The sequence below is a fragment of the Aeromicrobium sp. SORGH_AS_0981 genome (assembly GCF_031453195.1).
Taxonomy (GTDB): domain Bacteria; phylum Actinomycetota; class Actinomycetes; order Propionibacteriales; family Nocardioidaceae; genus Aeromicrobium.
The window spans coordinates 528,535-552,573 of record NZ_JAVIZD010000001.1; the positions used below are offsets into that span (position 1 = coordinate 528,535).

Below are 24,039 nucleotides of genomic sequence, written 5' to 3' on the forward strand. Positions count from 1 at the left end.
GCCATGCCTGAGCTCGACCGCCTCGGCGAGTTCTTCGCCGTCGAGCGGACCGTCGAGGGCGACGGCTGGCGGCCGCTGGCCGACCTCGTCGAGGGCACCTACCTGCACACCCGCGTGGTGGCGACGCACCTCGCGCTGGCGTCGCGGGTCGACGCCGCGACCCCGCCGGGGGTGCCGGACGACGGGCGGTCGACGGTGGAGCCGCGCGTGGCAGCCTCCGTCGCCTCGCTCGGTCTCTTCGCGCGCCTGCTGTCGCCGACCGTGGGTGCGATGCTCCTCGACGTCGACGCACCGGCCGACGTGCACTGGCGCGAGCAGCCGACCGGCACCCTCCCGCTCGCCGCCGGTGCGTGGTCGCCGCCCGACCTCGACACCGTGCTGTCCGAGGTCGTGGCGCCGCTCACCGCTCGCCTGCGCACGGAGCACTCGGTCTCGGAGCGGGTGCTGGCCGGCAACGCGGCCTCGGCCGTGTTCGGGGCGCTGCGCATGGCCACCCTCGCCCGGCCCGACCTCGCCGACCGGGCACTCGACGTCGGCGCCCAGGCGCTCGCTCACCCCTACCTCGTGGGCACGGGCGAGCCCGACCTGCCGTTCCGGCGCCGCTCCTGCTGCCTCTTCTACCGGATCCCCGGCGGCGGCACCTGCGGCGACTGCGTCCTCGCCTGACCCCCTCCCACCGCAGACCCCCATCGGTGGATCAGCAACCTCGGTGACGACGATCCCGGCGATCGGTGGATCATCAACCGCAGGGGGCGTCCTGAGGTTGCTGATCCACCGATAGGGGGTTCGGGCGGTCGGCCGACTAGGCTGACCGGGACCCGTCGCCGCGGGTCGGGGAAGCCGGTGCGAGTCCGGCGCGGTTCCGCCACTGTGACGCCTGCGCGCAGGTACAGCCAGACACCCTTCGCGGCGACTCCCGCCGTACGGGGCGAGAACCCCGAGGAGGAACCCCGATGACCCGCATCGCGCTGCTCTCGACGTCCGACACCGACCTGCTCTCGGCCCGCGCCAGCGGCGCCGACTACGTGTACGCGAACCCCGCCAAGCCGGGCCACACCGACATGGCCGCGGCCATCGAGGCGGCCGACCTCGTCGTCGCCCGCATCCTCGGATCGCCGCAGGACCTGTGCTCCGGCTTCGCGCGGATCCGCGCCACCGGCAAGCCGATGGTCGTGCTCGGTGGCGAGCAGTCGCCCAGCGCCGAGCTGATGGAGCAGTCGACCGTGCCGATCGGCGTGTGCGCCGACGCCCACGTGTACCTCGCGGAGGGCGGGCCGGAGAACCTCGCCCAGCTGCACGCCTTCCTCTCCGACACCGTCCTGCTGACGGGCGAGGGCTTCGAGCCGCCGAAGGTGCTGCCGGAGTGGGGCCTGGCGCCCCGCCCGCAGGGCGCCGACGCCGCGGAGAACGCGGGCAAGGCCCGCATCGGCGTCCTCTACTACCGCGCCCACGAGGCGAGCGGCAACAGCGGCTTCGCGCACGCGCTGGCCGACGCCGTCGACGCCACGGGCGACGCCGTCGGCGTCCCGATCTTCAGCTCGTCGCTGCGCGCCGCGCCCGACGCGCTCTTCGAGGAGATGGCGAGCCTCGACGCGCTGATCGTCACCGTCCTCGCAGCCGGCGGCACCAAGCCCGGCACCGTGAGCGCCGGCGGCGACGACGAGTCGTGGGACGTCGCGCGGCTCAAGGCCCTCGACATCCCGATCCTGCAGGGCCTCAGCCTCACGTCGAGCCGCGCCGAGTGGGAGGCCTCCGACGACGGCGTCTCGCCGCTGGACTCCGCCAACCAGATCGCGATCCCCGAGTTCGACGGGCGCATCATCACCGCCCCGTTCTCGTTCAAGGAGGTCGACGAGGACGGCCTGCCGCGCTACGTCGCCGACCCCGAGCGCAGCGCCCGCGTGGCCGGCATCGCCGCCGCCCACGCCCGCCTGCGCCACACGCCGCCCGCCGAGCGCAAGGTCGTGCTCATGCTGTCGGCGTACCCCACGAAGCACAGCCGGGTGGGCAATGCCGTCGGCCTCGACACCCCCGCATCGACCATCCGCCTGCTGCGCGCCATGCGCGACGCCGGCTACGACCTCGGCGCCCCGGGCGAGATCCCCGGCCTCGAGCACGACGACCTCACCGAGGCCGGCGACGCCCTCATCCACGCGCTCATCGACGCCGGCGGCCAGGACGAGGAGTGGCTCACCCACACGCAGCTCACCGAGAGCCACGTGCGCATCCCTGCCGCCCGCTACACCGAGTGGTTCGAGCGCTTCCACCCCGACCTGCGCGACGCGATGCTCGAGGCGTGGGGTCCCGCGCCCGGCAGGCTCTTCGTGAACGACGACAGCGAGATCGTCCTCGCCACCATCCGCGCCGGGAACGTCGTGCTGATGATCCAGCCGCCCCGCGGCTACGGCGAGAACCCCGTCGCGATCTACCACGACCCCGACATGGCGCCCTCGCACCACTACCTCGCCGCCTACCGCTGGGTGGAAGAGGAGTTCGGTGCACACGCCGTCGTCCACCTCGGCAAGCACGGCTCGATGGAGTGGCTGCCGGGCAAGAACGCGGCGCTGTCGGCGTCGTGCGGCACCGACGCCGCCATCGGCAACCTGCCGCTGATCTACCCGTTCCTCGTCAACGACCCGGGCGAGGGCGCGCAGGCCAAGCGTCGCGCGCACGCGACCATCGTCGACCACCTGATCCCGCCGATGGCGCGCGCCGAGAGCTACGGCGACATCGCCAAGCTCGAGCAGCTGCTCGACGAGTACGCGAACATCGGCGCGATGGACCCGGCCAAGCTGCCCGCGATCCGCGAGCAGATCTGGACCCACATGCGGGCCGCCGAGATGCACCGCGACCTCGGCCTCGACGACCAGCCCGACGACGAGGGCTTCGACGACTTCATCTTCCACGTCGACGGCTGGCTCTGCGAGATCAAGGACGCCCAGATCCGCGACGGCCTCCACGTGCTCGGGCAGGCGCCGGGCGGCGAGGCGCGCGTGAACCTCGTGCTCTCGATCCTGCGGGCCGCGCAGATCTGGGGCGGCGAGACCGGCGCCGTGCCCGGCCTGCGCGCCGCGCTCGGGCTCAAGGGCGACACCGACGACGGCGAGGACCGCGAGTCGCTGCAGCGCATCGACGCCGTCGAGGAGCAGGCCCGCGCCCTCGTGCAGGGCATGGAGGACGCCGGCTGGGACACCGCCGCCGTCGAGGGCCTGCACGACGACCCGGTGGTGCGCGACGTGCTGCGCTTCGCCGCCGAGCAGGTCGTGCCGCGCCTCGCGCAGACCACCGACGAGCTCGACCACGTGCTCCACGCGCTCGAGGGCGGGTTCATCCCCGCCGGCCCGTCGGGCTCGCCGCTGCGCGGCCTGGTCAACGTGCTGCCCACCGGCCGCAACTTCTACACCGTCGACCCGAAGGCCGTGCCGTCGCGGCTGGCCTGGGAGACCGGCCGCGCGATGGCCGACTCCCTGCTCGACAAGCACCTGTCCGACACCGGCGAGTACCCGCGCTCCGTCGGCCTGTCGGTGTGGGGCACCTCGGCCATGCGCACGTCGGGCGACGACGTCGCCGAGGTGCTGGCGCTCATCGGCGTCGAGCCCGAGTGGGACCCTGCCTCGCGCCGCGTCAACGGCCTGCGCGTCGTGCCGCTGGAGGAGCTCGGGCGCCCCCGCATCGACGTCACGGTCCGCATCTCCGGCTTCTTCCGCGACGCGTTCCCGCACGTCATCGGCATCCTCGACGACGCCATCCGCCAGGTGGCCGAGCTCGAGGAGCCCCTGGAGCAGAACTACGTCCGCGCGCACACCGAGGCCGACCTCGCCGAGCACGGCGACCAGCGTCGCGCCACCACCCGCATCTACGGCTCCAAGCCGGGCTCCTACGGCGCGGGCATCCTGCAGGTCATCGAGGCCGGCAACTGGAAGACCGACGACGACCTCGCCGAGGTCTACACGGCGTGGGGCGGCTTCGCCTACGGCCGCGACCTCGACGGCCGTCCGGCGGCGGAGGACATGCGCGCCAACTACCGGCGCATCGCGGTGGCGGCGAAGAACATCGACACCCGCGAGCACGACATCGCCGACTCCGACGACTACTTCCAGTACCACGGCGGCATGGTCGCGACGGTCCGTGCGCTCACCGGCGCCGAGCCGAAGGCCTACGTCGGCGACTCGACCACGCCCGACGCGGTGCGCACCCGCACGCTGCAGGAGGAGACGACGCGCGTCTTCCGCGCCCGCGTGGTGAACCCGCGCTGGATCTCGGCCATGCAGCGCCACGGCTACAAGGGCGCGTTCGAGCTGGCGGCCACCGTCGACTACCTGTTCGGCTTCGACGCGACCGCGGGCGTCGTGCACGACTGGATGTACGAGAAGCTCGCCACCGAGTACGTCCTCGACGAGACCAACCAGGAGTTCATGCGCACGTCGAACCCGTGGGCGCTGCGCGGCATCGTCGAGCGGCTCGGCGAGGCGGCCGAGCGTGGCCTGTGGGCCGAGCCCGACCCGGAGGTCGTCGCGGCCATGCAGCAGGTGTACCTCGACCTCGAGGGCGACCTGGAGGACCGGCACGCGTGACCCGGCGGCTGACCCCGGCGGGGGTGCCGGGCCGTGGGCGGCGATTGACGCTCGTCGGGATCGGCCTCGGCCATCCCGACCACCTGACGCTGGAGGCGGTCCACGCACTGCAGTCGGCGTCGGTGGCGCTGGTGACGGTGAAGCGGACGGGGGACCCGCTCGCCGCGCTGCGCCGCGAGCTGCTCGCGGTCCACGCCCCCGACCTGGAGGTCGTGGAGGTCGTCGACCCCGAGCGTGACCGGTCGGCAGCGTCGACGTCGACCACGTCGGGGTACGAGGGCGTCGTCGGCGACTGGCACGGGGCGCGGGCGCAGGCGTGGGAGCGGGCGCTGCTGGAGCACCCGGACGGAGACGTCGTGGTGCTCGTGTGGGGCGACCCGGCGTTCTACGACTCGACCATCCGGGTGGTGGAGCGGGTGCTCGCGCGGGGCGCGGTCGCGGTCGACTGGTCGGTGCTGCCGGGCATCTCGGCGCTGCAGCTGCTCGCCGCGCGGCACCGGGTCGTGCTGCACGAGGTCGGGCAGCCGGTGCACGTGACGACGGAGCGGCGTCTGCGCGAGGCGGTGGAGCAGGGGCAGCGCAACGTCGCCGTGTTCCTCACGTCCGGCACCGACCTGACCGGGCTCGACGACTGGCACGTCTGGTGGGGCGCCAACCTCGGCTCCCCGTCGGAACGGCTCGTCGCGGGCCGGGTCGGCGACGTCGCCGAGGAGGTCGCGTCGGCGCGTGCGGCCGCGAAGGCCGAGGCCGGCTGGGTCATGGACCTCTTCCTCCTCCGCCTCCCCCCTCCCCGCTGAGTGTGACGTTTGCGGGCCGGATCGCGTCGATCTGGCCCGCAAACGTCACACTCAGCGGGGAGGGGGGAGGGGTCAGGCCTCCTCGGTGTCGCGGGAGTCGGTGAGGGTGCTCGCGCCGTAGGCGGCGATCGACCCGGACACGACCGCGAGCACGAGGAAGACGATCCGCTCGCCGTGGAAGAACGAGGCGACGAGGTCCGGCGTCCAGGCTCCGGTCGGCAGCACCTGCACCACGAGCGTGGCGAGCAGCGTGCCCACGAGCGCCGTGCCGACGCTGGTGCCGAGCTCCTGCGCCGTGTCGTTCAGGGCTGCTCCGAGCGACGTCCGGTTGCCGGGCATCGCGCCGATCAGCGCGACCGCGCAGGTCATCATGACGGTGCGCAGGCCGACGACCATGACGACCATCGCGACGACGATCGCGGGGTACCCGTGCTCGACCGCGTACGCCATCGTGACCAGGCCGACCGCGAGCAGACCCGCGCCGACGAGGCAGGCGACGCGGTGCCCGAGGCGCGTGACCATCGACTCCGTGAGCGGGTTCGACAGCAGCATCGTGACGATCATCGGCAGGCTCGCCAGGCCAGCACGGACCGGGCTCCAGCCGTAGGCGTACTGGAAGTGCAGGACGAGCGAGAACATCACGCCGGTCATCGCGACGGACGTGCCGAGCTGCGCGATCGTGGCCCCGCGGACGGTGCCGCGCCTGAAGACGTCGAGGTCGAGCATGGGCGACGCGGTGCGGCGCTCGTGGCGGACGAAGAGGACCGCGGCGGCCACCGACCCGAGCACGCAGGCGAGGGTGACGGCCGACAGCCAGCCGCGCTCGACGCCGCTGGTGAGGGCGTACGCGCCGAGGCCGATGGCGGCGACGCTGAGCGCCGCTCCGGGCAGGTCGAGCGTGTCGTCGGTGAGGTCGTCGGCGTGGTCCGCGGCGACGCCGACGCGCACGCCGATCCAGGCCACCAGCGCGATCGGGGCGTTCACGGCGAGCAGCCACTCCCAGCCCACGTGCTCCAGCGCGGTGCCGCCGAGCACCGGTCCGAGCACGAAGCCCGCCATGCCGACCATCATCATGATCGGGAAGGCTCGACGTCGCAGGGCCTCGTCGTCGAAGAGGCGGAAGACGAGCGAGTTGGTGATGGGCGCCATCGCGGCGGCGCAGAGCCCGAGTGCGGCGCGCAGGGCGATGAGCTCGGCCGTCGAGCCGACGAGCAGTGCGCCCAGGCTGATGGTGCCGAACGCGGCGAGGCCCACGAGGAGCACCCGGCGGCGCCCGAAGCGGTCGGCCACCGAGCCGGCGGTGAGCATGAGGCCGCCGAAGGTCAGGGCGTAGGCGCCCGTGACCCACTGCAGCGACGTCGTGGTGCCGTGCAGGTCGCGGCCGATGGTGGGCAGGGCGATCGACAGCAGCGTGTTGTCGACCATCTCGACGAAGAACGCGAGGCAGAGGGCGGTGAGGGGGATCCAGGCGGCGCGCAGCGAGGGGTAGGTGCGGGTCGTCGGAGTCGTGGTCGTGGTCGTCATGAGCCACCTCCGGAAGTCTCGAACAGCGTTCGACCATCGAACGCTGTTCGAGACGATAGAACATCGTTCGATACGATGCAAGCGTGAGCCCTCGACGACCTGCTGCCGGCACGCCCCGCCAGCCGCGCCCACCGCGCCCGCCCGGTCCGCCGCGACGTCAGCCGCCCCCGCGCAGCCGGACCACCCACTCCATGGAGTCGGTCCTCACCGAGGCGGTCAGGCTCCTCGACGAGGCGGGCGAGCCCGCGCTGACCTTCCGCGCCCTCGCGGCACGGCTGGGCGGCGGCGTGGCCAGCATCTACTGGTACGTCTCCAGCAAGGACGAGCTGCTCGAGCGCGCCGCCGACTTCGTCCTCGAGGGCGTCCTGGACGCCACGGACGGCTTCGTCGACGGCGACCCGGTCGACGACCTGCGCAGCACCGCGGTCGCCCTCTTCGACGCCGTGGCCGACCGCCCGTGGCTCGGCGCCTACTTCATGCGCAACACCGGGTCGCAGCCCAACTCGCTGCGCTACTACGAGCGGGTCGGCCAGCACGTGCTCCGCCTGGGCCTGGACCCGCTCGAGACGTTCAACGCCGCGTCGGCCGTCGTCGGCTACGTCATCGGCATCGCGGCCGACCTCGGCCAGCAGCCGCCCGAGGAGGTCGTCGACGGCAGCACCACACGCTCGGACTACCTGGCCCGGACCGTGGCCGAGTGGCGCGAGCTCGACCCCGACGAGTGGCCGTTCCTGCACACGATCGTCGACGTCTTCGCCGACCACGACGACTCCGACCAGTTCCAGGCCGGCCTCGACCTCCTCCTCGCGGGCCTGCGCCTGCGAGCGGGCCGTGCGCAGGACTGAGGTTCGGCGAAACCCCGGACAGCGGCGCGCGGACCTGAGAGGCTCCGGGCATGACCGCCACCACCACGGCGCAGCGGACCCGCCGACGCACCGTCGTCGCGTCCGCTGCGGTCGCCGTCGTCGTCATCGCCCTGCTCGCCGCCGCCTCCCTGTCCTGGTGGTCGCGACCGGACGCGTTCGGCAGGTGGGACGAGTCGTACAGCTGGTCGGGCGAGACGCGGGTCGGCCGGACCATGAACGTCGGCCTGACGGCCGGGGCGGAGCCCGACGGGCCGATCACCACCCGTCGCATCCGCCCCGTGGTCCCGGTGAACACGGCCGACGCCGACATCGAGCTCGTCGTCTGCACCCGGGGCGCCGGAGGCACCACGCTCGGCTCCAGCTCCGAACCCCTTCCCGACGCCGAGACCTGCCCCGAGGTCCGACCCCTCGACGATGCCGGTGACGTCGACTGGTCGTCCGAGACCGTCGTGGCGAGGGTGACACCGCGCCGGGCCGGCGTGGTGCAGCTGGCCGGCGTCGAGGTCACCTACACGCGCGACGCGAAGCATCTCTGGCAGTCCGGGTCCGAGCGCGCCGGTGGCGGATCGCGGCTGACGGTGCCATGAGCCGAGCACGACTCACCTGGCTGACGTGCGGCGTCCTCACGGTCGCGGTCGGCCTCCTCGCCGTCCATCTGCTCTGGTGGTCGCGGCCGACGGCCTACGCCCCCTACGGCAGCAGCATCCGCGGCCCGGCCCAGGTCGAGGAGACCCGGCTCGTCAGCCTGCTGCTCTCGGACCCGACGCGGGACGTCACCGTCCACGCCCTCCGTCCCGTCGTCACCGAGAACACCTCCGACGCGACGATCGGCTTCGTCGTCTGCACCAACGGCGACCGGGCCGGCATCGGCGGCGGCTCGGGGTCGCTGCCGAACGCCGAGTGCCCCTCCTTCCAGCCCCTGGCCGACCTCGACCTCGACGACGTCGACTGGACCGACGAGAGCCTGGTCGCACGGATCACTCCCCGACGACCGGGCGTGGTGCGCATCGAGGGTGTCGACGTCACGTACACGGACGACTGGAAGCACCTGTGGCGGACGGGCACCCAGCGCTTCGGCACCGACGTGGTCGTCCGCACGGGTTGATCGTCGAGGTCACGCTCAGCGGGGGACGAGGTCGGCGACGGTCGTGCGCGCGAGGGTCGCCTCGGTGGCTCGCGCGACCTCGGCGTCGACCTGGGTGAGCCCGTCCTGGATGCTGCGCCCCACCGGGCAGCGGGGGCTGGGCAGGTGGATCGCCAGCACGGGCTCCTCCCCGCGCACCAGGCGCCAGACCGTGTCCAGACGGATGTCGGCGGGGTCGACCAGCAGCTGCCAGCCGCCGTGGGCGCCGGGCGTCGAGGCCAGGAGCCCCGCCTCGCGCAACGGCGCGAGCACGCGTCGGACGTGGACGGCCGTCACCTGCGTGCTGGCGGCCAGCTCGGTGGCGCCGACGAGACGGCCGGGCTGCGACCCGGGTCCGGCGCCAGCGCCGGCCAGGTACGTGAGCACGTGCACCGCGACGGCGAACTGGGTGCTCTGCGGACTGGCCATGACCCCAGTCTGGCACATCCGTCATCAGCGTGGTTATAGTTGTGGCAACCGCAATCACTCTGCACACGAATGAGGACGCCATGACCACCTACGCCATCACCGGAGCCTCCGGCCAGCTCGGCTCGCTCGCCGCCGACCTCCTGCTCCAGCAGGCCGACCCGTCCGACGTCGTCCTGCTCACCCGCTCCCCCGAGAAGCTCGACCGCCCCGGAGTCACGGTGCGCGCCGCCGACTTCGACGACCCGACCACGCTCGCCACCGCGTTCGAGGGCGTCGACGAGCTGCTCCTCGTCTCGACCGACGCCGTCGGCAGCCGCGTCGAGGGCCAGCGCCGCGCCGTCGAGGCCGCGAAGGCCGCCGGCGTGCGCCGCGTGCTCTACACCTCGGTCGTCGACCCCTCCGACGACAACCCCGCCGCCGTGACCCCCGACCACGTGGCCACCGAGCGCGACCTGCGCGAGAGCGGTCTGCGGTGGACGTTCCTGCGCAACAACCTCTACGCCGACATGCAGGCCGACACGATCGCGCAGGCCGCCGCGTCGGGCCAGCACGTCACCAACACCGGCGACGGCGGTGCCGCCTACGTGACCCGCGCCGACTGCGCCGCCGCCGCGGTCGCCGCGCTGCTGAGCACCGAGCTCGACGACGTCGCGCTCGACGTCACGGGGCCGCGCGCGATCACGGCCGACGACGTCGCGGCGCTCGCCTCGCAGCGTCGTGGCGAGCCGGTCGAGGTCGTCCAGGTCGACGACGCCGCCTACGTGGCCGGGCTCGAGCAGGCCGGGCTGCCGACGCCGGTCGCCCACCTGCTCGCGTCGTTCGGCACGGCCATCCGCGAGGGTCGGCTCGCCGCCGTCTCCTCGGCCGTGGAGGACCTCACCGGGCGCCCCGCCACCCCGGTCGAGGACGTCGTCGCCTGACGCGCGACCGTGCGGCGCCGGGCTCAGGGGTCCACGGCGCCGCACGGCGGCGGGTCAGCAGGGCCGCGTGAACGTCTGCGTGCCCGTCTTCTCGTAGTTGAACGCGTGCCCGTTGAGGATGACGGGGCGCAGGACCGACCGCCCGTCCACCACCTGACGCTGCTCGTAGTGCAGGTGAGGTCCGGTGCTCTTGCCGGTGCTGCCGACGCGACCGACCTGCGTGATCGGCGAGACCTGCTGCCCCACGGAGACGGCGATGCTGTCCTTCTGCAGGTGGGCGTAGAAGCTGCGCCAGCCGTTCCCGTGGTCGATCTCCACCGCGTGGCCGTAGCTCGTGGACTTCTTCGAGACGCCGATGACCTTGCCAGAGGCGCTCGCCAGCACGGGACGCCCGGCGTCGGACGACCCGGCGATGTTGAAGTCCACCGCCAGACGGTTGGGCGTGTGGTCGCTGTACGTCTTCACCGGCCAGGCCTCGCCGCAGCGGAAGGGCACCTGCAGCGGTGGCCGGGCCTGCGACGCGGTCGCCTCGCTCGCCGTGGGTGCCGCGTGGGCGGCAGCCGCGAGCGAGCCGGCGAGCAGGGTCGCGGGCGCAGCTGCTGCGACCGTCAGGGCGATCGTGCGTCGTCGGTCCATCAGTCCTCCTGGTGTCGTGGCGCGACCCCCGTCGCGCCGATGCCGAGAGCCTGCCGACGCGCCCTGCGATCACGCTCCGAGCCGTTCGCAGCGAGTTCGCAGCGGCCCTCGGCAGGCTGAGGCACGGCGCCGCCCGGCGTCGCCAGGCACCCACGAACCGAGGACACCTCATGAAGCGCACCCGTCTCGCCGCCGCTGCCCTCACCGCAGCGGCCCTCCTCGCCGGACCGGCCGTCGCCGGGTCCGCACAGGCCGACACCGCCGGCACCAGCTCGACGTCGTCCACCACGGCGATCTCCGCGAACCGTCAGGCCGTGGTGGAGCGTGCGATGTGGGCGCTCGGCAAGCCCCTGCCGTACATCGACCGCTACGGCACGAAGCGCAACAGCACGCCGGTGGAGAACCGCAACCTGTTCGAGTACGGCGGCAGCAACACCAACAAGAACCTGTTCAACAACTACAACGGCGACGAGTGGTGCGGCTACTTCGCCGCCTGGGCCTGGACCAACCGCCTCGTCCCGTCGAAGGACGACTTCCCCGCCATCCCGCGGTCCTACCCCGCGTCGCAGAGCTGGGCGGACCAGACCGGATCGCGGTTCAAGCCGTTCTCTGCGTCATCGACGGCACGACCCCTGCCCGGCGACGTCCTGGTGTGGAAGAACAACAACGAGGGCGGCGGTCACGTCGGCGTGGTCGTCCAGGTCAACGGCAACAAGATCTACACCGTCGAGGGCAACGTCGGCGGCGACGAGATCGGCTACAAGTACTACCTCTGGGACGGCGACGGACCGACGATCAACAACAAGACGTTCCGCGGCTTCACGTCGGCGGAGTGAGGACGGGGGACGCGCCAGGGGGCGCTCCCCCAGCCTGAGCAGCCGCGGAGGCCTCCCGTTCCAGCCGGAGGGCCTCCGCGGCCTCCTCGCTGCGCCCGGCCTCGTCCAGCAGGACCGCGAGAGCGCGCCAGGCCGCGGCCGCGCTGAGCTGGCGGCCCAGGGCCGTCAGCTCGGTCACCGCGAGACGCAGCTCCGCCTCGGCCTCCGCCGCGCGACCCTCCAGACGCAGCGCCCCGGCCAGCGTGCGGCGGGCGCGGGCGGCGACGAAGGCGTCGCGCGACCGGACGGCCCACGCCCGCGCGCTGCGGGCGAGCTCGACACCGTCGGCCCCCCGTCCGAGCGCGACCGCGACCTCGGCCTGGGCGTCCAGCACGTACCCGCGGTCGTAATCGTCCCCGTCGTCCTCGAGCAGGCCGACCACCTCGAGGATGAGCTTCTGCGCCTCACCGAGCACGCCGAGGCGCCGGTACGACCGTGAGAGCTCCAGCGTCGCCTGGCGGTACCCGGCCCGAGCGGCCGTCGGCTCCAGGAGCGCCCGCGCCTGCGCGAAGGCCACGGCCGCAGCCTCGTTCTCGTCGTAGTCGTTGTGCACGGTGCCGCGGCCGTTCGCCACCCAGCCGGCGAGGACCGGGTCGTGGACGCCGTCGAGCGCCCCCGTCGCCGCGTCGAGCGCCGCCACCGCCGCGTCCCGACGCCCGAGCGCGAGCGCCGCCGAGGCCGCCACCACCTGGGCGGCGGCCGCGGCCTGTGCGTGACCGGCGTCGACCAGCCGGGCCGCCGCGGACTCCGCCAGCCGTCCGGCCTGCTCCGACGACGAGGCGCGGGCCTGCAGGTGCCAGGCCCGGCAGAGGTCGAGGTAGGCGCGGCCCGTCGCCGCGTCGACGTCGTCGGACGCGGCACCCTCGAGGACGCCGCCCACGAGGTCGAGGCACGCCACCCAGTCCTCCTCGGCCGGCGCGCCGTGGTGCGCGGGGGCGACCAGGACCAGGAGCCGCCACGCGAGGTCGGGCCGACGTGGCGCCAACGAGGAGGCCAGCGCCCGAGCGGTCGCGTTCTCCGTCGCGAAGAACCGCACCGCCGACGTCCGGTCCCACGCCTGCATCCCCTGCTGGGACGCCGCGGCCGGCGCGCCCGGGCGAGCAGGGTCCGGGGGCTCGGGGACCAGCTGCGTCGGGTGGGCCCGGTGCGCCGGACGTCCCCGCTCGAGCAGCAGCTCCGCCACGCGCTCGGCCGGCGAGGTGTCGTCGTCGTGCGTGTCGGCGCCGCGCAGGAACCGTGCGACGACGCTGTGCAGCCTGAACTGCGTCGCCTGGCCGAGGTGCCGCACCGGCTCGACGAGGTGCAGCGCGCTCAGGGCGTCGATCGCCCGCTCCCCCGCGTGGTCGTCGCCGAGCAGCGCCCCGAGCACCCAGGCGCTGAACGCGGGCAGCCGCAGCCGGGCGACCCGGTGCGCCGCCTCCTGCACCTCCTCGGGCAGCTGCTCCCACACCTCCGCGAGGCTCGCCGCGATCGAGGCCATGGTGCCGTCGTCGCCGGTGGAGAGCCGGTCGGCCAGGCGACCCAGCGCGACGTCGGGCCGCTGCCGTGCCCGACCGGCCGCGAGCCGCAGGGCGAGGGGTGCGGCACCGAGCGCGACCACCAGCCGGTCGGCGTCGGCCTGGTCGCGCTCGACCCGCTCCGTCCCGAGCTCGCGGACGAGCAGCTCCCGCGCGGCGCCCGCGGAGAGCGAGCCCACCGGCACGCGCACGTCGGCGTCGAGCCACGGCAGGTCCCGACGCGACACGACGAGGGCCATCGAGCCCGCGGACGCCGGCAGCAGGTCGAGCAGGGCCGGCGCGGCGACGTCCGCCCCCACGTCGTCGAGCACGACGAGCACCCGCCGCTCGTGCAGCAGGCTGCGGTAGAGGGCGGCTCGCTCGGCGACGTCGGCCGGGACGGCCTCGGGGTGGGTGCCCAGCAGGCGCAGGAAGGTCCCGAGGGCCGCTCCGGTGTCCGGACCCGTCGGCGTGCGGCCGGCGTCGAGGTGCAGCGAGCCGTCGGGGAAGCGGTCGCGCAGCCGGTGGCCCGCCTCGACGGCGAGCGTCGACTTCCCCATCCCCGGCAGCCCCGTGAGGTGCACGACGACCGGGCCGTCGTCGACCTGCCGTGCGGCGTCGAGCACCGCCTCCAGCTCGTGCGTGCGCCCGACGAAGCCGGGCGAGCGCCGCGGCAGCGTGCGGGGCGCGGTGGGTCGGCGCAGCGCGTCGGCGCCGGGCACGGTCGTGACGTCGGACGCCCGCACCGGCACCACGTCGCCCTCCAGCACCCGGGCGTGCGCGGAGCGCAGCAGGTCCGACGGCTCGACCCCCAGCTCGACGTCGAGCCGCTCGAACGCCTCGCGGTAGACCCGCAGCGCCTGCTCGCGACGCCCCACCGACGCGAGCGCCAGCACGGAGTGGGCGAGCAGGCCCTCGTGGAACGGGTGCAGGGCGGTCAGCAGGGCCAGGTCGGCGACGACCGTGTCGGCCCGGCCGAGCGCGACCGCCGCCGCGACGTGCTCCTCCCAGAGACCGAGCCGCTCGGCCGCGAGACGCGTGCGTTCGAGCTCGACGGCCGACGTCGGGCGGACGTCGAGCAGGACCTCCTCGGGCACGAGGTCGAGCGCGGCCCGGAAGTCGTCGAGGCACCCCACCTCGGAGCGCTGCGCCCGGGCCCGCGCGCGGTCGCGGCACGCCCGCAGCCGTCCGACGTCCGTCGTGACGTCGTCGTCGAGGAGGTAGCCGTCGGCGGCCGTGCGCACGAGAGGTGCGTCGCACTTGCGACGCAGGCCGGAGACGAGCGCCTGCACCCGGTTGCGCGCCGAGGTCGGTGGGGCGTCGTCGTAGAGCCAGCGGACGAGCGTGTCGCTGGAGGACCCGGCCCCCACGGCGAGCCCGGCGAGCAGCGCGCGTTCGAGGCTCGACAGCGCGACGGGTGCACCGTCGCACTGCAGCGTGACCCCAGCGAGCACGGTCAGCACGACCCTGTCCCCCGAGGAGTCCACGTCAGGACCCTAGCCGCACGACGCCCCGTCTCCCCAGCGCAGATCCGCTCCCTGGGACGCACGGTCGCCTGACGCGGGCCGCGAGCAGGGTACTGAGCGGGCATCTCGGGTACTCGCCCACGGTAGGGTCGGAGCATGGTCCGTCCGACGAGCGTCGCCGCCCGCGACGACGCGCGCCGCCGGGCGCTGCTCGACGAGCTGATCCCGCTGTTCCACGCGGAGGGCTTCCTCGCGTTCAGCCTCGAGGACCTCGCCCGGCGGCTCGGCTGCTCGAAGTCGACGCTCTACGTCGTCGCGCCGAGCAAGGAGCAGATCATCCAGGCCACGGTGCGCGAGTCGTTCCGTCGCTCGACCGACGCCGTGGAGCGTCGGGTGGCTGCCGAGCCCGACCGCGGACGGCGGATCAGCGTCTACCTCGACGCGATCGCCGAGGAGCTCGCGCCCGCCGGGCCGACCTACTTCGCCGACCTCGATGCCTACGAGCCGGCCCGCGAGGTCTACCGCAACAACGTCCGTCTGGCGGCCCAGCGGGTCAAGGAGCTGGTGGAGGCGTCGGGCCGACGGCGGCTCGACCCGCGCTTCGTCGGCTCGGTCGCCGGGCTCGTGCTGGAGGCCATCCATCGCGGCGCCGTGGAGGCCGACACCGGCCTCGACGACGCCGCCGCGTTCCACCAGCTGGCCGTCCTCGTCGACCACGCCACCCGCACCACCTGACCCCACTCCCCTCCTCCTCCCCCGCGTTCTGTGGAGCTGGTGACGGAATCTCCGCGGAGGACCGTCGCCATCTCCACAGAACGCGGGGAGGGCCAGGGGTAGGGCTAGGGGGAGTTAAGGTCCGGGAGCAGGACCGGGCCGGTCTTGCGGTCGAGGTTCGCGACGTGCTGCTCCATGCGGCCGATCGAGCCGACCAGCTGGTCGAGCACGTCGGCGACGGTCGCGATGGCGGTGGCGGCTGCGGTGAGCTGCTCCAGCTGGCCGGGGAGGGGCCGGGCCGACGTGGCGAGGGAGTCGATCGGCTCCTGCAGGCCCTGCAGCGACGCGAGCTGGGACTCCAGCCCGTCGATCTGCTCGCGCAGGGCCCGGATGTCGCCACCCACGGAGCCGAGCGGCTCGGCCGCCCCCGCCACACGATCGGCCGCCGACACCACCCCGTCGGCCGTCGCACCGAGGGAGCGGGCGACCTCGAGCAGCTGCGTCAGCTGGTCGCCGACCTCGGGCAGCACCGCGACGGCCTCGAGCACCGGCGGGACCACGCGGGCGACGTTGCCGTCGATGCGCTCGACCTGGTCGAGCGTGCGCGGCGACCGCTCGGCGGACTCGGTGAGCTCGGGCAGCGCGACCCCGGCAGCGGCGAGGCGCGGGAGGAACGGGAGCAGGATCACCAGGCCGATGATCAGCATCGTCAGCAGGGCGATGAGCTGCACGGCGACGACGCGGGCGGCCCAGGCGGGCATGGACGCGAACGGGTTCATCAGGACCTCCAGCACGATGGTGACTGCTACGCACTGTAACGGTTACACGCTGTCACAGCATCGTCGATACGCTGTGGCCATGACCACGACGGGGGACGGCCGCGCGAGCCGCTGGGCGGGGCACCGCGAGCGACGCCGCGAGGAGATCGTCGAGCGGGCCGTCGCGGTGATCGACGGCGAGGGCGCCGACGCGCCGGTCGAGTCGATCGCCCGCGCCTGCGGCGTGACCCGGCAGGTGCTCTACCGCCAGTTCGACCACCGCCACGACCTCGACGTCGCGGTCGCCGACCGGATCGTCTCGATGCTGCTCGACCACGTGATCGTGCGCATGACCACCGACGACGGCGTGGAGGCGGGCCTGCGCGGCACCATCGACGCCTACCTCGACTTCGTGCTCGAGCACCGACCGCTGTACGACTTCGTGCGGGCGCTCCCCGCCGCACCCGGTTCCGGCAGCCCGGTCGACCGCATCACCGACGTCGTCGTGACGGTCGTGGCGACGCTCGCGGGCGAGCTGATCGGCTCCGACGCCGCCGCCCGGCTCCCGCTCCGCGACGTCTACGCGACGGGCCTGGTGGGCCTGGCCGACGCCGTCGTGTCGCGCTGGCTGGCCGACCCCGGCGCCCGTTCGCGCGAGGAGCTCGTCGACACGCTGGTCGACGTGCTCCAGCTGTGCATCCAGCCCGTCCTGGCCCAGGCCGCCGGCCGCGCCTGAGGGCGCCTCGCGACGTCTAGCGCCCCCGGGAGAGGAAACGTCCGATCAGCTCGGCGCTCTCGGGCTCCGCGACCGACGTGGCGATGCTGCGCGCCTCGCGGTCGAGCTGGTCCGACAGCGGCGTCTCGAAGGAGCCGCGCACGAGCCGACGCGCCCGGCCGAACGCCCGTGCAGGACCGTCGGCCAGACGGCGGGCCAGCGCGAACGCCTCGTCGGCCACGGCCTCGTCGTCGACGACGCGCGTGACGATCCCCCACTCCCGCGCCTCCTCGGCGGAGAGCCGGCGTGGCGTCAGCGTGAGCTCCAGCGCGCGCTGCAGTCCCACGACGCGCGGCAGCAGCCACGACTGTCCGCCGTCGGGCGTCAGGCCGACCGACGTGTAGGCGGTGACGAACGCCGCCGACCGGCCGGCCACCACGAGGTCGCCGCCGAGCACCAGCGACAGACCGGCGCCCGCCGCCGCACCCTGCACCCCGACCACGACCGGCTTCTCGAGCCCATCGAGCAGCCGGACGCCGTCGTGCAGCGCGTCGGCGAGCTCCTGCAGGAACGCCGACCGGTCGGGCGCCGCGTCCATCGCGCCGAGGTCGCCGCCGGCGCAGAACATCCGACCCCGACCGGTGAGGAGCACCACCCGCACGGCGTCGTCGTCGCGCACCTGCGTGAGCACGTCGGCGAACGCCGCCGTGAAGGGCAGGTCGATCGTGTTGGAGGCGTCCGGACGGTTCAGCTCGACGTGGGCGACGCCGGCGTCGACCGTGAGCAGGACGGGGGCGTCAGTCATGGACCCAGTGTCCCGGTGCGTCCGGCGTCCCGCTCATCGCGGGGCCATGCGCAGCGAGCCGTCCATGCGGATGGTCTCGCCGTTGAGGTAGTCGTGCTCGACGATCATCCGGACGAGCTGGGCGTACTCGTCGGGGCGGCCCAGCCGCTGCGGGAACGGCACGCCCTTCGCGAGCGCGGCGCGGATCTCCTCGCCGACCGTGGCGAGCATCGGGGTGTCGATGATGCCCGGCGCGATCGTGTTCACGCGGATGCCGTACTGCGCGAGGTCGCGGGCGGTGGGCAGGGTCATGCCGACGACACCGCCCTTGCTCGCCGAGTACGCGGCCTGGCCGATCTGCCCGTCGAACGCGGCGATGGACGCGGTGTTGACGACGACGCCGCGCTGGCCGTGCTCGAGCGGCTCCGTGGCGGCCATCGCCTCGGCCGCGACCGCGAGCACGGTGAAGGTGCCCACGAGGTTGACGTTGACGATGCGCGCGAAGAGGCCGAGGTCGTGGATGCCCTGACCACCCTTGCCGAGCACGCGACCGGCCGTGCCGATGCCGGCGCAGCTCACCGCGACGCGCAGCGGCGCCTGCTCGGACGCGGCGGCGACGGCGTTGCGCACCTGCGCCTCGTCGGTCACGTCGGCCTCGACGTACGTGACACCGTCGACGTCGGGCGCCTTCTCGATGGACTGCGCCAGGTCGACCGCCACGACGGCCGCTCCGGCGGCGGCCAGCTCGGCCGCGGTCGCCGCGCCGAGTCCCGAGGCGCCACCCGTGACGACGGCGGAGGTTCCGGTGAGCTGCATGGGTTCCTTCTTCCTACTTCAGGTGCCGGCTGATGACGAGCCGCTGGATCTGGTTGGTGCCCTCGAAGATCTGCATGACCTTGGTCTCGCGCATGTAGCGCTCGACGGGGAAGTCCTTGGTGTAGCCGGCGCCGCCGAGCACCTGGACGGCGTCGGTGGTCACCTTCATGGCGTTGTCGGTGGCGACGAGCTTGGCGACCGATGCGGCCCGCCCGTACGGGCGTCCGGCATCCTTCAGCCGGGCGGCATGCAGGTAGGTGGCCCGCGCGGAGTCGACAGCCGCTGCCATGTCGGCCAGCAGGAAGCCGAGGCCCTGGTGGTCGATGATCGCCCTGCCGAACGCCTCGCGCTCCTTCGCGTACGCGACGGCGGCGTCCAGTGCGCCCTGGGCGACTCCCACGGCGACCGCGGCGATGCCGAGCCGTCCGGCGTCGAGACCGGCGAGCGCGACGGCCAGGCCCTGGCCCTCGGCACCCAGCCGCCGCTCCGCAGGGACCCGGACGCCGTCGAACAGCATCGTGGCCGTCGTCGAGGACATGAGCCCCATCTTCTGCTCGGGCACGTCGGCCGTGAGGCCCTCGGCGTCGGCCGGGACGAGGAAGCAGGAGATGCCCCGCCCCTTCTCGTCGGAGGTGCGCGCCATGACCTTGTAGAAGTCGGCCTGCCCGCCGTGGGTGGTCCAGGCCTTCGCGCCGGTGATGACGTAGTCGTCACCCTGGCGGACCGCCTTCGTCCGCATGGCAGCCGGGTCGGAGCCGGCGTGCGCCTCGGAGAGGCAGTAGGCGCCCAGCAGGTCTCCCCCGAGCATGTCGGGCAGCCAGCGCTGCCTCTGCTCGTCGGTGCCGGCCTCGAAGAGCCCGAAGCAGGAGAGCGCGTGGACGCTCACCCCGACGCCGACGGCTGCCCAGGCCGAGGCGATCTCCTCGACGACCTGCAGGTAGACCTCGTACGGCTGGCCTCCGCCGCCGAGCTCCTCGGGGTAGGGCAGACCCAGGAGGCCGGCCCGGCCGAGCAGCGTGAAGACGTCGCGCGGGAAGGTCGCGGTGCGCTCGGCCTCGTCGACGCACGGGCGCAGCTTGTCGTCGACGAGCTCGCGCGTGAGGGCGATGAGGTCGGCCGACTCGGGCGTCGGCATCAGACGATCGGCGGGCATGATGACCTTTCCGGCGACGGGGACGACGGCGCCAGCGTACCAGGACGGATACTGTCGCTCCCATCCTGGTACTGAGCAGATCGACTCGTCCAGCGGGCGGACAGAATCTTGGCAGGATGGAGGCCATGGAGCCGCTCGCCCCCGCCACGGGGACCGACACCTTCAGCGCCGTCGCGAACCGCGTCGTGGAGTACCTGAGGCGCAGGACGCCCATCAGCGACTGGTCGGTCAACCGGCGGATCGAGGGCGAGCAGGTCTTCCTGCACGCCACCCCCGGGACCCTCGTGAAGGTCGGGGACCGTCGGCCGTGGGACCAGTCGTACTGCCATCGCGCCTTCGACCTCGGGGCCGACGCGATCGTCGACGACGTGACCACGCACCCGCAGTACAGCGACCTGCGCATCGGGGCCACCCGCAGCTACGCCGGCGCGCCGATCCGCGACGCGGAGGGCGAGATGTTCGGCATGCTCTGCGGCCTGGGCGTCGACCCGCTCGACGGGGCCGAGGTCGACGCCGAGCTCCTCGCCGTCCTCGGCGACCTGCTCGGCGCCCACCTGTCGCTCGCCCGCCGGGCCGAGAGCGGCGACCGCGAGCGGCGCACTGCGGAGGCGCTGTCCCAGACCGACGCGCTCACCGGCCTCGTCAACCGACGGGGCTGGGACTCCGTGCTCGCCGACGCCGCGGTCCGCGCGAGCGCGTACGGCGACCTCGCCGCGGTGGTGCTGTGCGACCTCGACCGGATGAAGGAGGTCAACGACCGGGAGGGCCACGCCGCCGGCGACGCCCTCCTGCAGCGCACCGCGCACGCCCTCACCGGTGCCCGCGGCGTGCACGACACCATCGCGCGGTACGGCGGCGACGAGTTCGTCGTCCTGGTCGAGGACGTGTCACCGAGGCTGCTCAGCCGGACGCTGCAGCGCTACCGCGACGCGCTCGCGCACGAGGGCGTGGAGGCCTCGTTCGGGTGGTCGCTCGTGTTCCCCGGCGACGAGCCGGTCGACCTCGCGTTCCAGCGCGCCGACCGGTCGATGTACGAGGACAAGCGGGCCCGCCGAGCCGCACGACGCGAGCCCGACGCCGCCGCCGGGTAGTAGCCTGCCCCGATGCACGCTCGGCACGGCAGCACCGGACCCGTCGCACGCCCGTACGTGGTCGCGTTCGTCGCCGTGCTGGCGGTGCACCTGGTGCTCCTGGCCGCCGACCTGGCCCCGTGGGACAGCGTCACGAAGTGCCTGCTGGCACCCGTGCTCGTGGTGTCGGTGGTCGCCGAGCGCGGTCCGAGGCTGCTCGTGGCCGCGCTCGTCCTGTGCCTCGGCGGCGACCTCCTGCTCGAGGTCGACGGGCTGTTCGTCGCCGGCATGGCCTCGTTCGCGGCGGCCCACGTCTGCCTCGTCACGCTGTTCGTGCGCGCCGGGGCGGTGCGGGAGCGTCGCCCGAACCCCCTCCTGCTGGTCACGTACCTGCTGGCCGGTGTCGCCCTCGTCGCCTGGGCGTGGGGCGGCCTCGCAGCCGACCTGCGTCCGGTCGTGCCGGTCTACGCCGTGCTGCTGCTCGCGACCGCCGTCACGTGGTCGTGCGTCGACGTGCTGGCGGGCGTCGGCGGAGCCCTCTTCCTCGTCTCCGACGGGCTGATCGCCCTGGGCGAGGCAGGCCGCGTCGACCCGGGGTCGGCCACGGTGTCGGTGGCCGTCATGGCCCTCTACGGCGCGGCGATCGCGCTGCTCACGGCCGGCGCGCTGCGCGTGTCGGCCGACCGCCCGGCGAGCAGCCCCGTCCTCCAGCAGCCCAGCGCCGAACCTCTGACGTGAGACCCGACCCGACCCGGCCCGCACGGGTGACCCGCGGCACCGACCGGACCTACCGCTGGGTGAACCGCGCCGGCGCCCTGCTGCTCCGCGCGTGGGGCGTGCGCCTGCGGGCTCGTGGGCTCGAGCACCTGCCACGTAGCGGTGCCGCGGTGCTGGCCGCCAACCACACCGGCTACCTCGACTTCGTCCTGCTGGAGTGGGCAGCGCGCCAGCGAGGACGACTGGTGCGCTTCATGAGCAAGGCCTCGGTCTTCGACGCCCCGGTCGTCGGCCGGCTCATGCGCGCGATGGGGCACGTGCGGGTCGAGCGCTGGACCGGCGCCAGTGCCTACCGCCACGCCCGGCGCCTCGTGACGTCGGGCGAGGTCGTGGGGGTCTTCCCCGAGGCCACCATCTCGCGCTCCTTCCGCGTCAAGCGGCTGAAGCCGGGGGCCGCAGCACTCGCCCTGCACGCCACCCGGACGACCGGGGCCGTCGTCCCGCTCGTGCCCTGCGTCGTGTGGGGCGGCCACCGGCTGCTCACGGTCGACGGACGCCGCACGCTGCGCCGCGGGGTGGCGGTCGACGTCGTGGTCGGCGAGCCGCTCCTGCCCCGGGAGGGCGAGTCGGTGGCGGAGCTGACGTCGCGACTCAGGGAGGCCCTGGAGCGGCTGCTCGACGACGCCGTCGCGCACTACCCGCAGCAGCCGCGGTCCGACGCCGACCGGTGGTGGGTCCACGCCGACCGGGGCGGCACCGCCCCCGACGTGGCCACCGGAGCCGCGCTCGACCGCGCGGCGCTGGAGCGGGCGGGCGCCCCGTCGGACTGAGGCGGCGACCGGTCGGCGCGTCCTGGGGACGACGAGGCGCCGTGGCCCCTCTCGTGCGCCACGATGTGCTCATGGCGTTCTCCGAGACCACCGCCGTCGCCGTCGGCGACCTCACCTTCGACGTCCGGCTCGCCGGACCGGAGGACGGCCCGCCGGTGGTGCTGCTGCACGGCTTCCCGGCGTCCTCGCTGTCGTGGTCGCACGTGGCTCCCGCGCTCGCCGACGCCGGCCTGCGCGTCATCGCCCCCGACCAACGGGGCTACTCCCCCGGCGCCCGGCCGACCGACGTCGCCGCGTACGCCACCGACCGCCTGGCGCAGGACGTCGTGAGCCTCGCCGACGCGTTCGGGCTCGAGCGCTTCCACCTCGTCGGGCACGACTGGGGCGCGGCCGTCGCCTGGTACGTCGCCGCGCACCACGGCCACCGTCTCGAGACCCTGACCACGTTCTCGGTGCCGCACCTGGCCGCCTACAACGCGGCGCTCGCGCACGACGCGGACGCCCGCGAGCGCGGCTCCTACATCGGGCTGTTCCGCCAGGAGGGGACGGCCGAGGACCTCCTGCTCGCCGACGACGCGCGTCGGCTCCGCGCCATGTACCAGGGGGCCGTGCCGGCGCACCTCGTCGACGCCTTCGTCGCGCTGCTCCAGGAGCCGGGGGCGCTGACCGCGGCCCTCGGCTGGTACCGAGCCATGACGCCGGAGCTGGCGGGGCTGCCGTCGGTCGACGTGCCGACCACCTTCGTCTGGAGCGACGACGACCTCGCCATCGGTCGGGCCGGGGCTGACGCGTGCGGCGCGCACGTGAGCGCCGACTACCGCTACGAGGTGCTCGAGGGCGTGACGCACTGGATCCCCGAGCAGGCGCCGGACGCCGCCGCGGCGGCGATCCTGGCCCGCGTCCGGGGCGTGGAGGCGTAGGCCGGACCGACCACCCGACCGTCCGTCGGCTCAGCCGACGAGCGGCCACCCGGCGGGGTCGTCGAGGTCGCGCCCGACCCGCCGGGCGTAGGCGTTCCAGTCCTCCGCGCGCTCGGCGTACCAGCCGCGCTGGGCGTGCATGAGCTGCTCCAGGTCGAGCGTGCCGACGTCGACGTGCCGGGCCGCCAGCTCGACCGCCACCTGCCGCGCGGCGACCGCGTCGCACGTGGCGTCGTGCGCACCGTCGAGCGCGACCCCGTAGTAGGCGGCGACGTCGCCGAGGCGACGCCGGCCCAGCGCGCCCCGCTCGATCCCCCAGTCGACGACGTAGGGGTCGACGACGAGCAGCCGCTCCCAGTCGGGCTCGGCGAGTCCGTGCCGGCGCGCCTCGGCGCGCAGCATCGACAGGTCGTAGCAGGCGTTGAACACCACGAGCCCCACCCGGCGCTCGGCGACCGTCGCGAGCCAGTCGAGCACGACCGGCAGCGCCTCGGCCGACGTCGGGGCGTCCTGCAGCATCGCGTCCGTGATGCCGTGGACGGCCGCGGCCGCCTCGGGCACGGGGACGTCGGGCCGGACGAGGCCGGTGATCTCGAAGCCTGGCTCGTCGAGCAGCGCGAAGCTCACGACGCGGTCGTGCAGCGCGTCGGTGCCGGTGGTCTCGAGGTCGAGCGAGGCGAGCGGCAGCCGGTGCCAGCCGTCGTGCCCGCCCCGTGCCGGCGGCCGGGGTGCGCAGGCGACGCACCACGTGCGCCAGGCGCCTGGCGTGCCGGTGAGCCGACCGGCACCCGCGAGCACGTGGAGGGTGCAGGCGGCGCAGAAGCCCTCGAACCGGTTGGTGCGCACGCCCCGACGC

The 24,039-nt window shown here is 74.0% G+C and carries 23 protein-coding genes and 1 riboswitch; of the genes, 14 read left to right on the forward strand and 9 right to left on the reverse strand.

The genetic code is table 11. From position 1 onward, the window contains the following. Positions 1-3: 3 nt before the first annotated feature. The 3 genes from QE370_RS02835 (at position 4) to cobF (ending at position 5,371) form a co-directional block, all read left to right on the forward strand. Entirely contained in the window at positions 4-666 is a 663-nt protein-coding gene (locus QE370_RS02835; RefSeq protein ID WP_309633348.1) for a (2Fe-2S)-binding protein, read from the forward strand. A gap of 167 nt (positions 667-833) precedes the next feature. Next, positions 834-903, forward strand: a riboswitch (cobalamin riboswitch). A 50-nt stretch (positions 904-953) separates the two neighbouring features. Next, positions 954-4,574 (forward strand): cobaltochelatase subunit CobN, encoded by a 3,621-nt coding sequence (gene cobN, locus QE370_RS02840; protein ID WP_309633349.1) that lies wholly within the window; start codon positions 954-956, stop codon positions 4,572-4,574. Next, positions 4,571-5,371 carry a precorrin-6A synthase (deacetylating) gene (cobF, locus tag QE370_RS02845; RefSeq protein WP_309633350.1) on the forward strand — a complete coding sequence of 267 codons (801 nt, stop codon included), beginning with the start codon at positions 4,571-4,573 and terminating at the stop codon, positions 5,369-5,371. The genes cobN and cobF overlap by 4 nt, the downstream gene beginning before the upstream one ends. 72 nt (positions 5,372-5,443) lie before the next feature. Here the strand turns inward: cobF and QE370_RS02850 are convergent, their stop codons facing one another. Further along, positions 5,444-6,895: an MFS transporter gene (locus QE370_RS02850; protein ID WP_309633351.1), complete on the reverse strand. Its 1,452-nt coding sequence runs from the start codon at positions 6,893-6,895 to the stop codon at positions 5,444-5,446. A gap of 83 nt (positions 6,896-6,978) precedes the next feature. Here QE370_RS02850 and QE370_RS02855 point away from each other — a divergent pair, with 83 nt between their 5' ends. The 3 genes from QE370_RS02855 to QE370_RS02865 are packed head-to-tail and all read left to right on the forward strand — an operon-like array spanning position 6,979 to position 8,866. Continuing rightward, a complete protein-coding gene (locus QE370_RS02855) occupies positions 6,979-7,740 on the forward strand; it encodes a TetR/AcrR family transcriptional regulator (RefSeq protein ID WP_309633352.1) in 762 nt (253 codons plus the stop codon). A 50-nt stretch (positions 7,741-7,790) separates the two neighbouring features. After that, a complete protein-coding gene (locus QE370_RS02860; RefSeq protein WP_309633353.1) occupies positions 7,791-8,348 on the forward strand; it encodes a hypothetical protein in 558 nt (185 codons plus the stop codon). Next, the gene (locus QE370_RS02865) at positions 8,345-8,866 is read left to right on the forward strand and encodes a hypothetical protein (RefSeq protein ID WP_309633354.1); all 522 of its coding nucleotides are present in this window, start codon (positions 8,345-8,347) and stop codon (positions 8,864-8,866) included. Before QE370_RS02860 ends, QE370_RS02865 begins: the two co-directional genes overlap by 4 nt. A gap of 15 nt (positions 8,867-8,881) precedes the next feature. On the opposite strand, the gene QE370_RS02870 is transcribed toward QE370_RS02865, so the two are convergent. Next, positions 8,882-9,313 (reverse strand): Rrf2 family transcriptional regulator, encoded by a 432-nt coding sequence (locus QE370_RS02870; RefSeq protein WP_253024297.1) that lies wholly within the window; start codon positions 9,311-9,313, stop codon positions 8,882-8,884. Between the two features lie 80 nt (positions 9,314-9,393). On the opposite strand from QE370_RS02870, the gene QE370_RS02875 reads away from it, so the two are divergent. Then, positions 9,394-10,233: an NAD(P)H-binding protein gene (locus tag QE370_RS02875; protein ID WP_309633355.1), complete on the forward strand. Its 840-nt coding sequence runs from the start codon at positions 9,394-9,396 to the stop codon at positions 10,231-10,233. Positions 10,234-10,287: 54 nt separating this feature from the next. Here QE370_RS02875 and QE370_RS02880 read toward each other — a convergent pair whose 3' ends face one another. Beyond that, positions 10,288-10,869, reverse strand: a complete 582-nt coding sequence (locus QE370_RS02880) for a M23 family metallopeptidase (protein ID WP_309633356.1) — start codon at positions 10,867-10,869, stop codon at positions 10,288-10,290. 170 nt (positions 10,870-11,039) lie between these two features. Here QE370_RS02880 and QE370_RS02885 point away from each other — a divergent pair, with 170 nt between their 5' ends. Then, positions 11,040-11,705, forward strand: coding sequence for a CHAP domain-containing protein (locus QE370_RS02885; RefSeq protein WP_309633357.1), 666 nt, complete (start codon positions 11,040-11,042; stop codon positions 11,703-11,705). Here QE370_RS02885 and QE370_RS02890 read toward each other — a convergent pair. Beyond that, complete coding sequence (locus tag QE370_RS02890; protein WP_309633358.1) at positions 11,689-14,727, reverse strand: BTAD domain-containing putative transcriptional regulator; 3,039 nt, start codon at positions 14,725-14,727, stop codon at positions 11,689-11,691. The genes QE370_RS02885 and QE370_RS02890 overlap by 17 nt on opposite strands. A 135-nt stretch (positions 14,728-14,862) precedes the next feature. Here QE370_RS02890 and QE370_RS02895 point away from each other — a divergent pair, with 135 nt between their 5' ends. Next, a complete protein-coding gene (locus QE370_RS02895; RefSeq protein WP_253026804.1) occupies positions 14,863-15,441 on the forward strand; it encodes a TetR/AcrR family transcriptional regulator in 579 nt (192 codons plus the stop codon). 104 nt (positions 15,442-15,545) lie between these two features. Here the strand turns inward: QE370_RS02895 and QE370_RS02900 are convergent, their stop codons facing one another. Next, entirely contained in the window at positions 15,546-16,214 is a 669-nt protein-coding gene (locus QE370_RS02900) for a hypothetical protein (RefSeq protein WP_309633359.1), read from the reverse strand. 64 nt (positions 16,215-16,278) lie between these two features. Between QE370_RS02900 and QE370_RS02905 the strand changes: the two genes are divergently transcribed. Further along, the gene (locus QE370_RS02905; protein WP_253026808.1) at positions 16,279-16,914 is read left to right on the forward strand and encodes a TetR/AcrR family transcriptional regulator; all 636 of its coding nucleotides are present in this window, start codon (positions 16,279-16,281) and stop codon (positions 16,912-16,914) included. A gap of 16 nt (positions 16,915-16,930) precedes the next feature. On the opposite strand, the gene QE370_RS02910 is transcribed toward QE370_RS02905, so the two are convergent. From QE370_RS02910 to QE370_RS02920, 3 genes are read right to left on the reverse strand one after another with little or no spacing between them, the layout of a single operon-like run. Continuing rightward, the gene (locus tag QE370_RS02910; RefSeq protein WP_309633360.1) at positions 16,931-17,698 is read right to left on the reverse strand and encodes an enoyl-CoA hydratase-related protein; all 768 of its coding nucleotides are present in this window, start codon (positions 17,696-17,698) and stop codon (positions 16,931-16,933) included. A 33-nt stretch (positions 17,699-17,731) separates the two neighbouring features. Continuing rightward, positions 17,732-18,493 carry an SDR family NAD(P)-dependent oxidoreductase gene (locus tag QE370_RS02915; RefSeq protein WP_253026822.1) on the reverse strand — a complete coding sequence of 254 codons (762 nt, stop codon included), beginning with the start codon at positions 18,491-18,493 and terminating at the stop codon, positions 17,732-17,734. Between the two features lie 13 nt (positions 18,494-18,506). Then, positions 18,507-19,646 carry an acyl-CoA dehydrogenase family protein gene (locus tag QE370_RS02920; RefSeq protein ID WP_309633361.1) on the reverse strand — a complete coding sequence of 380 codons (1,140 nt, stop codon included), beginning with the start codon at positions 19,644-19,646 and terminating at the stop codon, positions 18,507-18,509. A gap of 125 nt (positions 19,647-19,771) precedes the next feature. Between QE370_RS02920 and QE370_RS02925 the strand changes: the two genes are divergently transcribed. The 4 genes from QE370_RS02925 (at position 19,772) to QE370_RS02940 (ending at position 23,183) form a co-directional block, all read left to right on the forward strand. Continuing rightward, a complete protein-coding gene (locus tag QE370_RS02925) occupies positions 19,772-20,737 on the forward strand; it encodes a sensor domain-containing diguanylate cyclase (protein ID WP_309633362.1) in 966 nt (321 codons plus the stop codon). A 12-nt stretch (positions 20,738-20,749) separates the two neighbouring features. Continuing rightward, positions 20,750-21,454: a lysoplasmalogenase family protein gene (locus QE370_RS02930; RefSeq protein ID WP_309633363.1), complete on the forward strand. Its 705-nt coding sequence runs from the start codon at positions 20,750-20,752 to the stop codon at positions 21,452-21,454. Next, a complete protein-coding gene (locus QE370_RS02935) occupies positions 21,451-22,263 on the forward strand; it encodes a 1-acyl-sn-glycerol-3-phosphate acyltransferase (protein ID WP_253026830.1) in 813 nt (270 codons plus the stop codon). The genes QE370_RS02930 and QE370_RS02935 overlap by 4 nt, the downstream gene beginning before the upstream one ends. Before the next feature lie 71 nt (positions 22,264-22,334). Continuing rightward, positions 22,335-23,183, forward strand: coding sequence for an alpha/beta hydrolase (locus QE370_RS02940; RefSeq protein ID WP_309633364.1), 849 nt, complete (start codon positions 22,335-22,337; stop codon positions 23,181-23,183). Positions 23,184-23,213: 30 nt separating this feature from the next. Here QE370_RS02940 and QE370_RS02945 read toward each other — a convergent pair whose 3' ends face one another. After that, positions 23,214-24,029 (reverse strand): exonuclease domain-containing protein, encoded by an 816-nt coding sequence (locus QE370_RS02945; RefSeq protein WP_309633365.1) that lies wholly within the window; start codon positions 24,027-24,029, stop codon positions 23,214-23,216. Positions 24,030-24,039 lie beyond the last annotated feature (10 nt).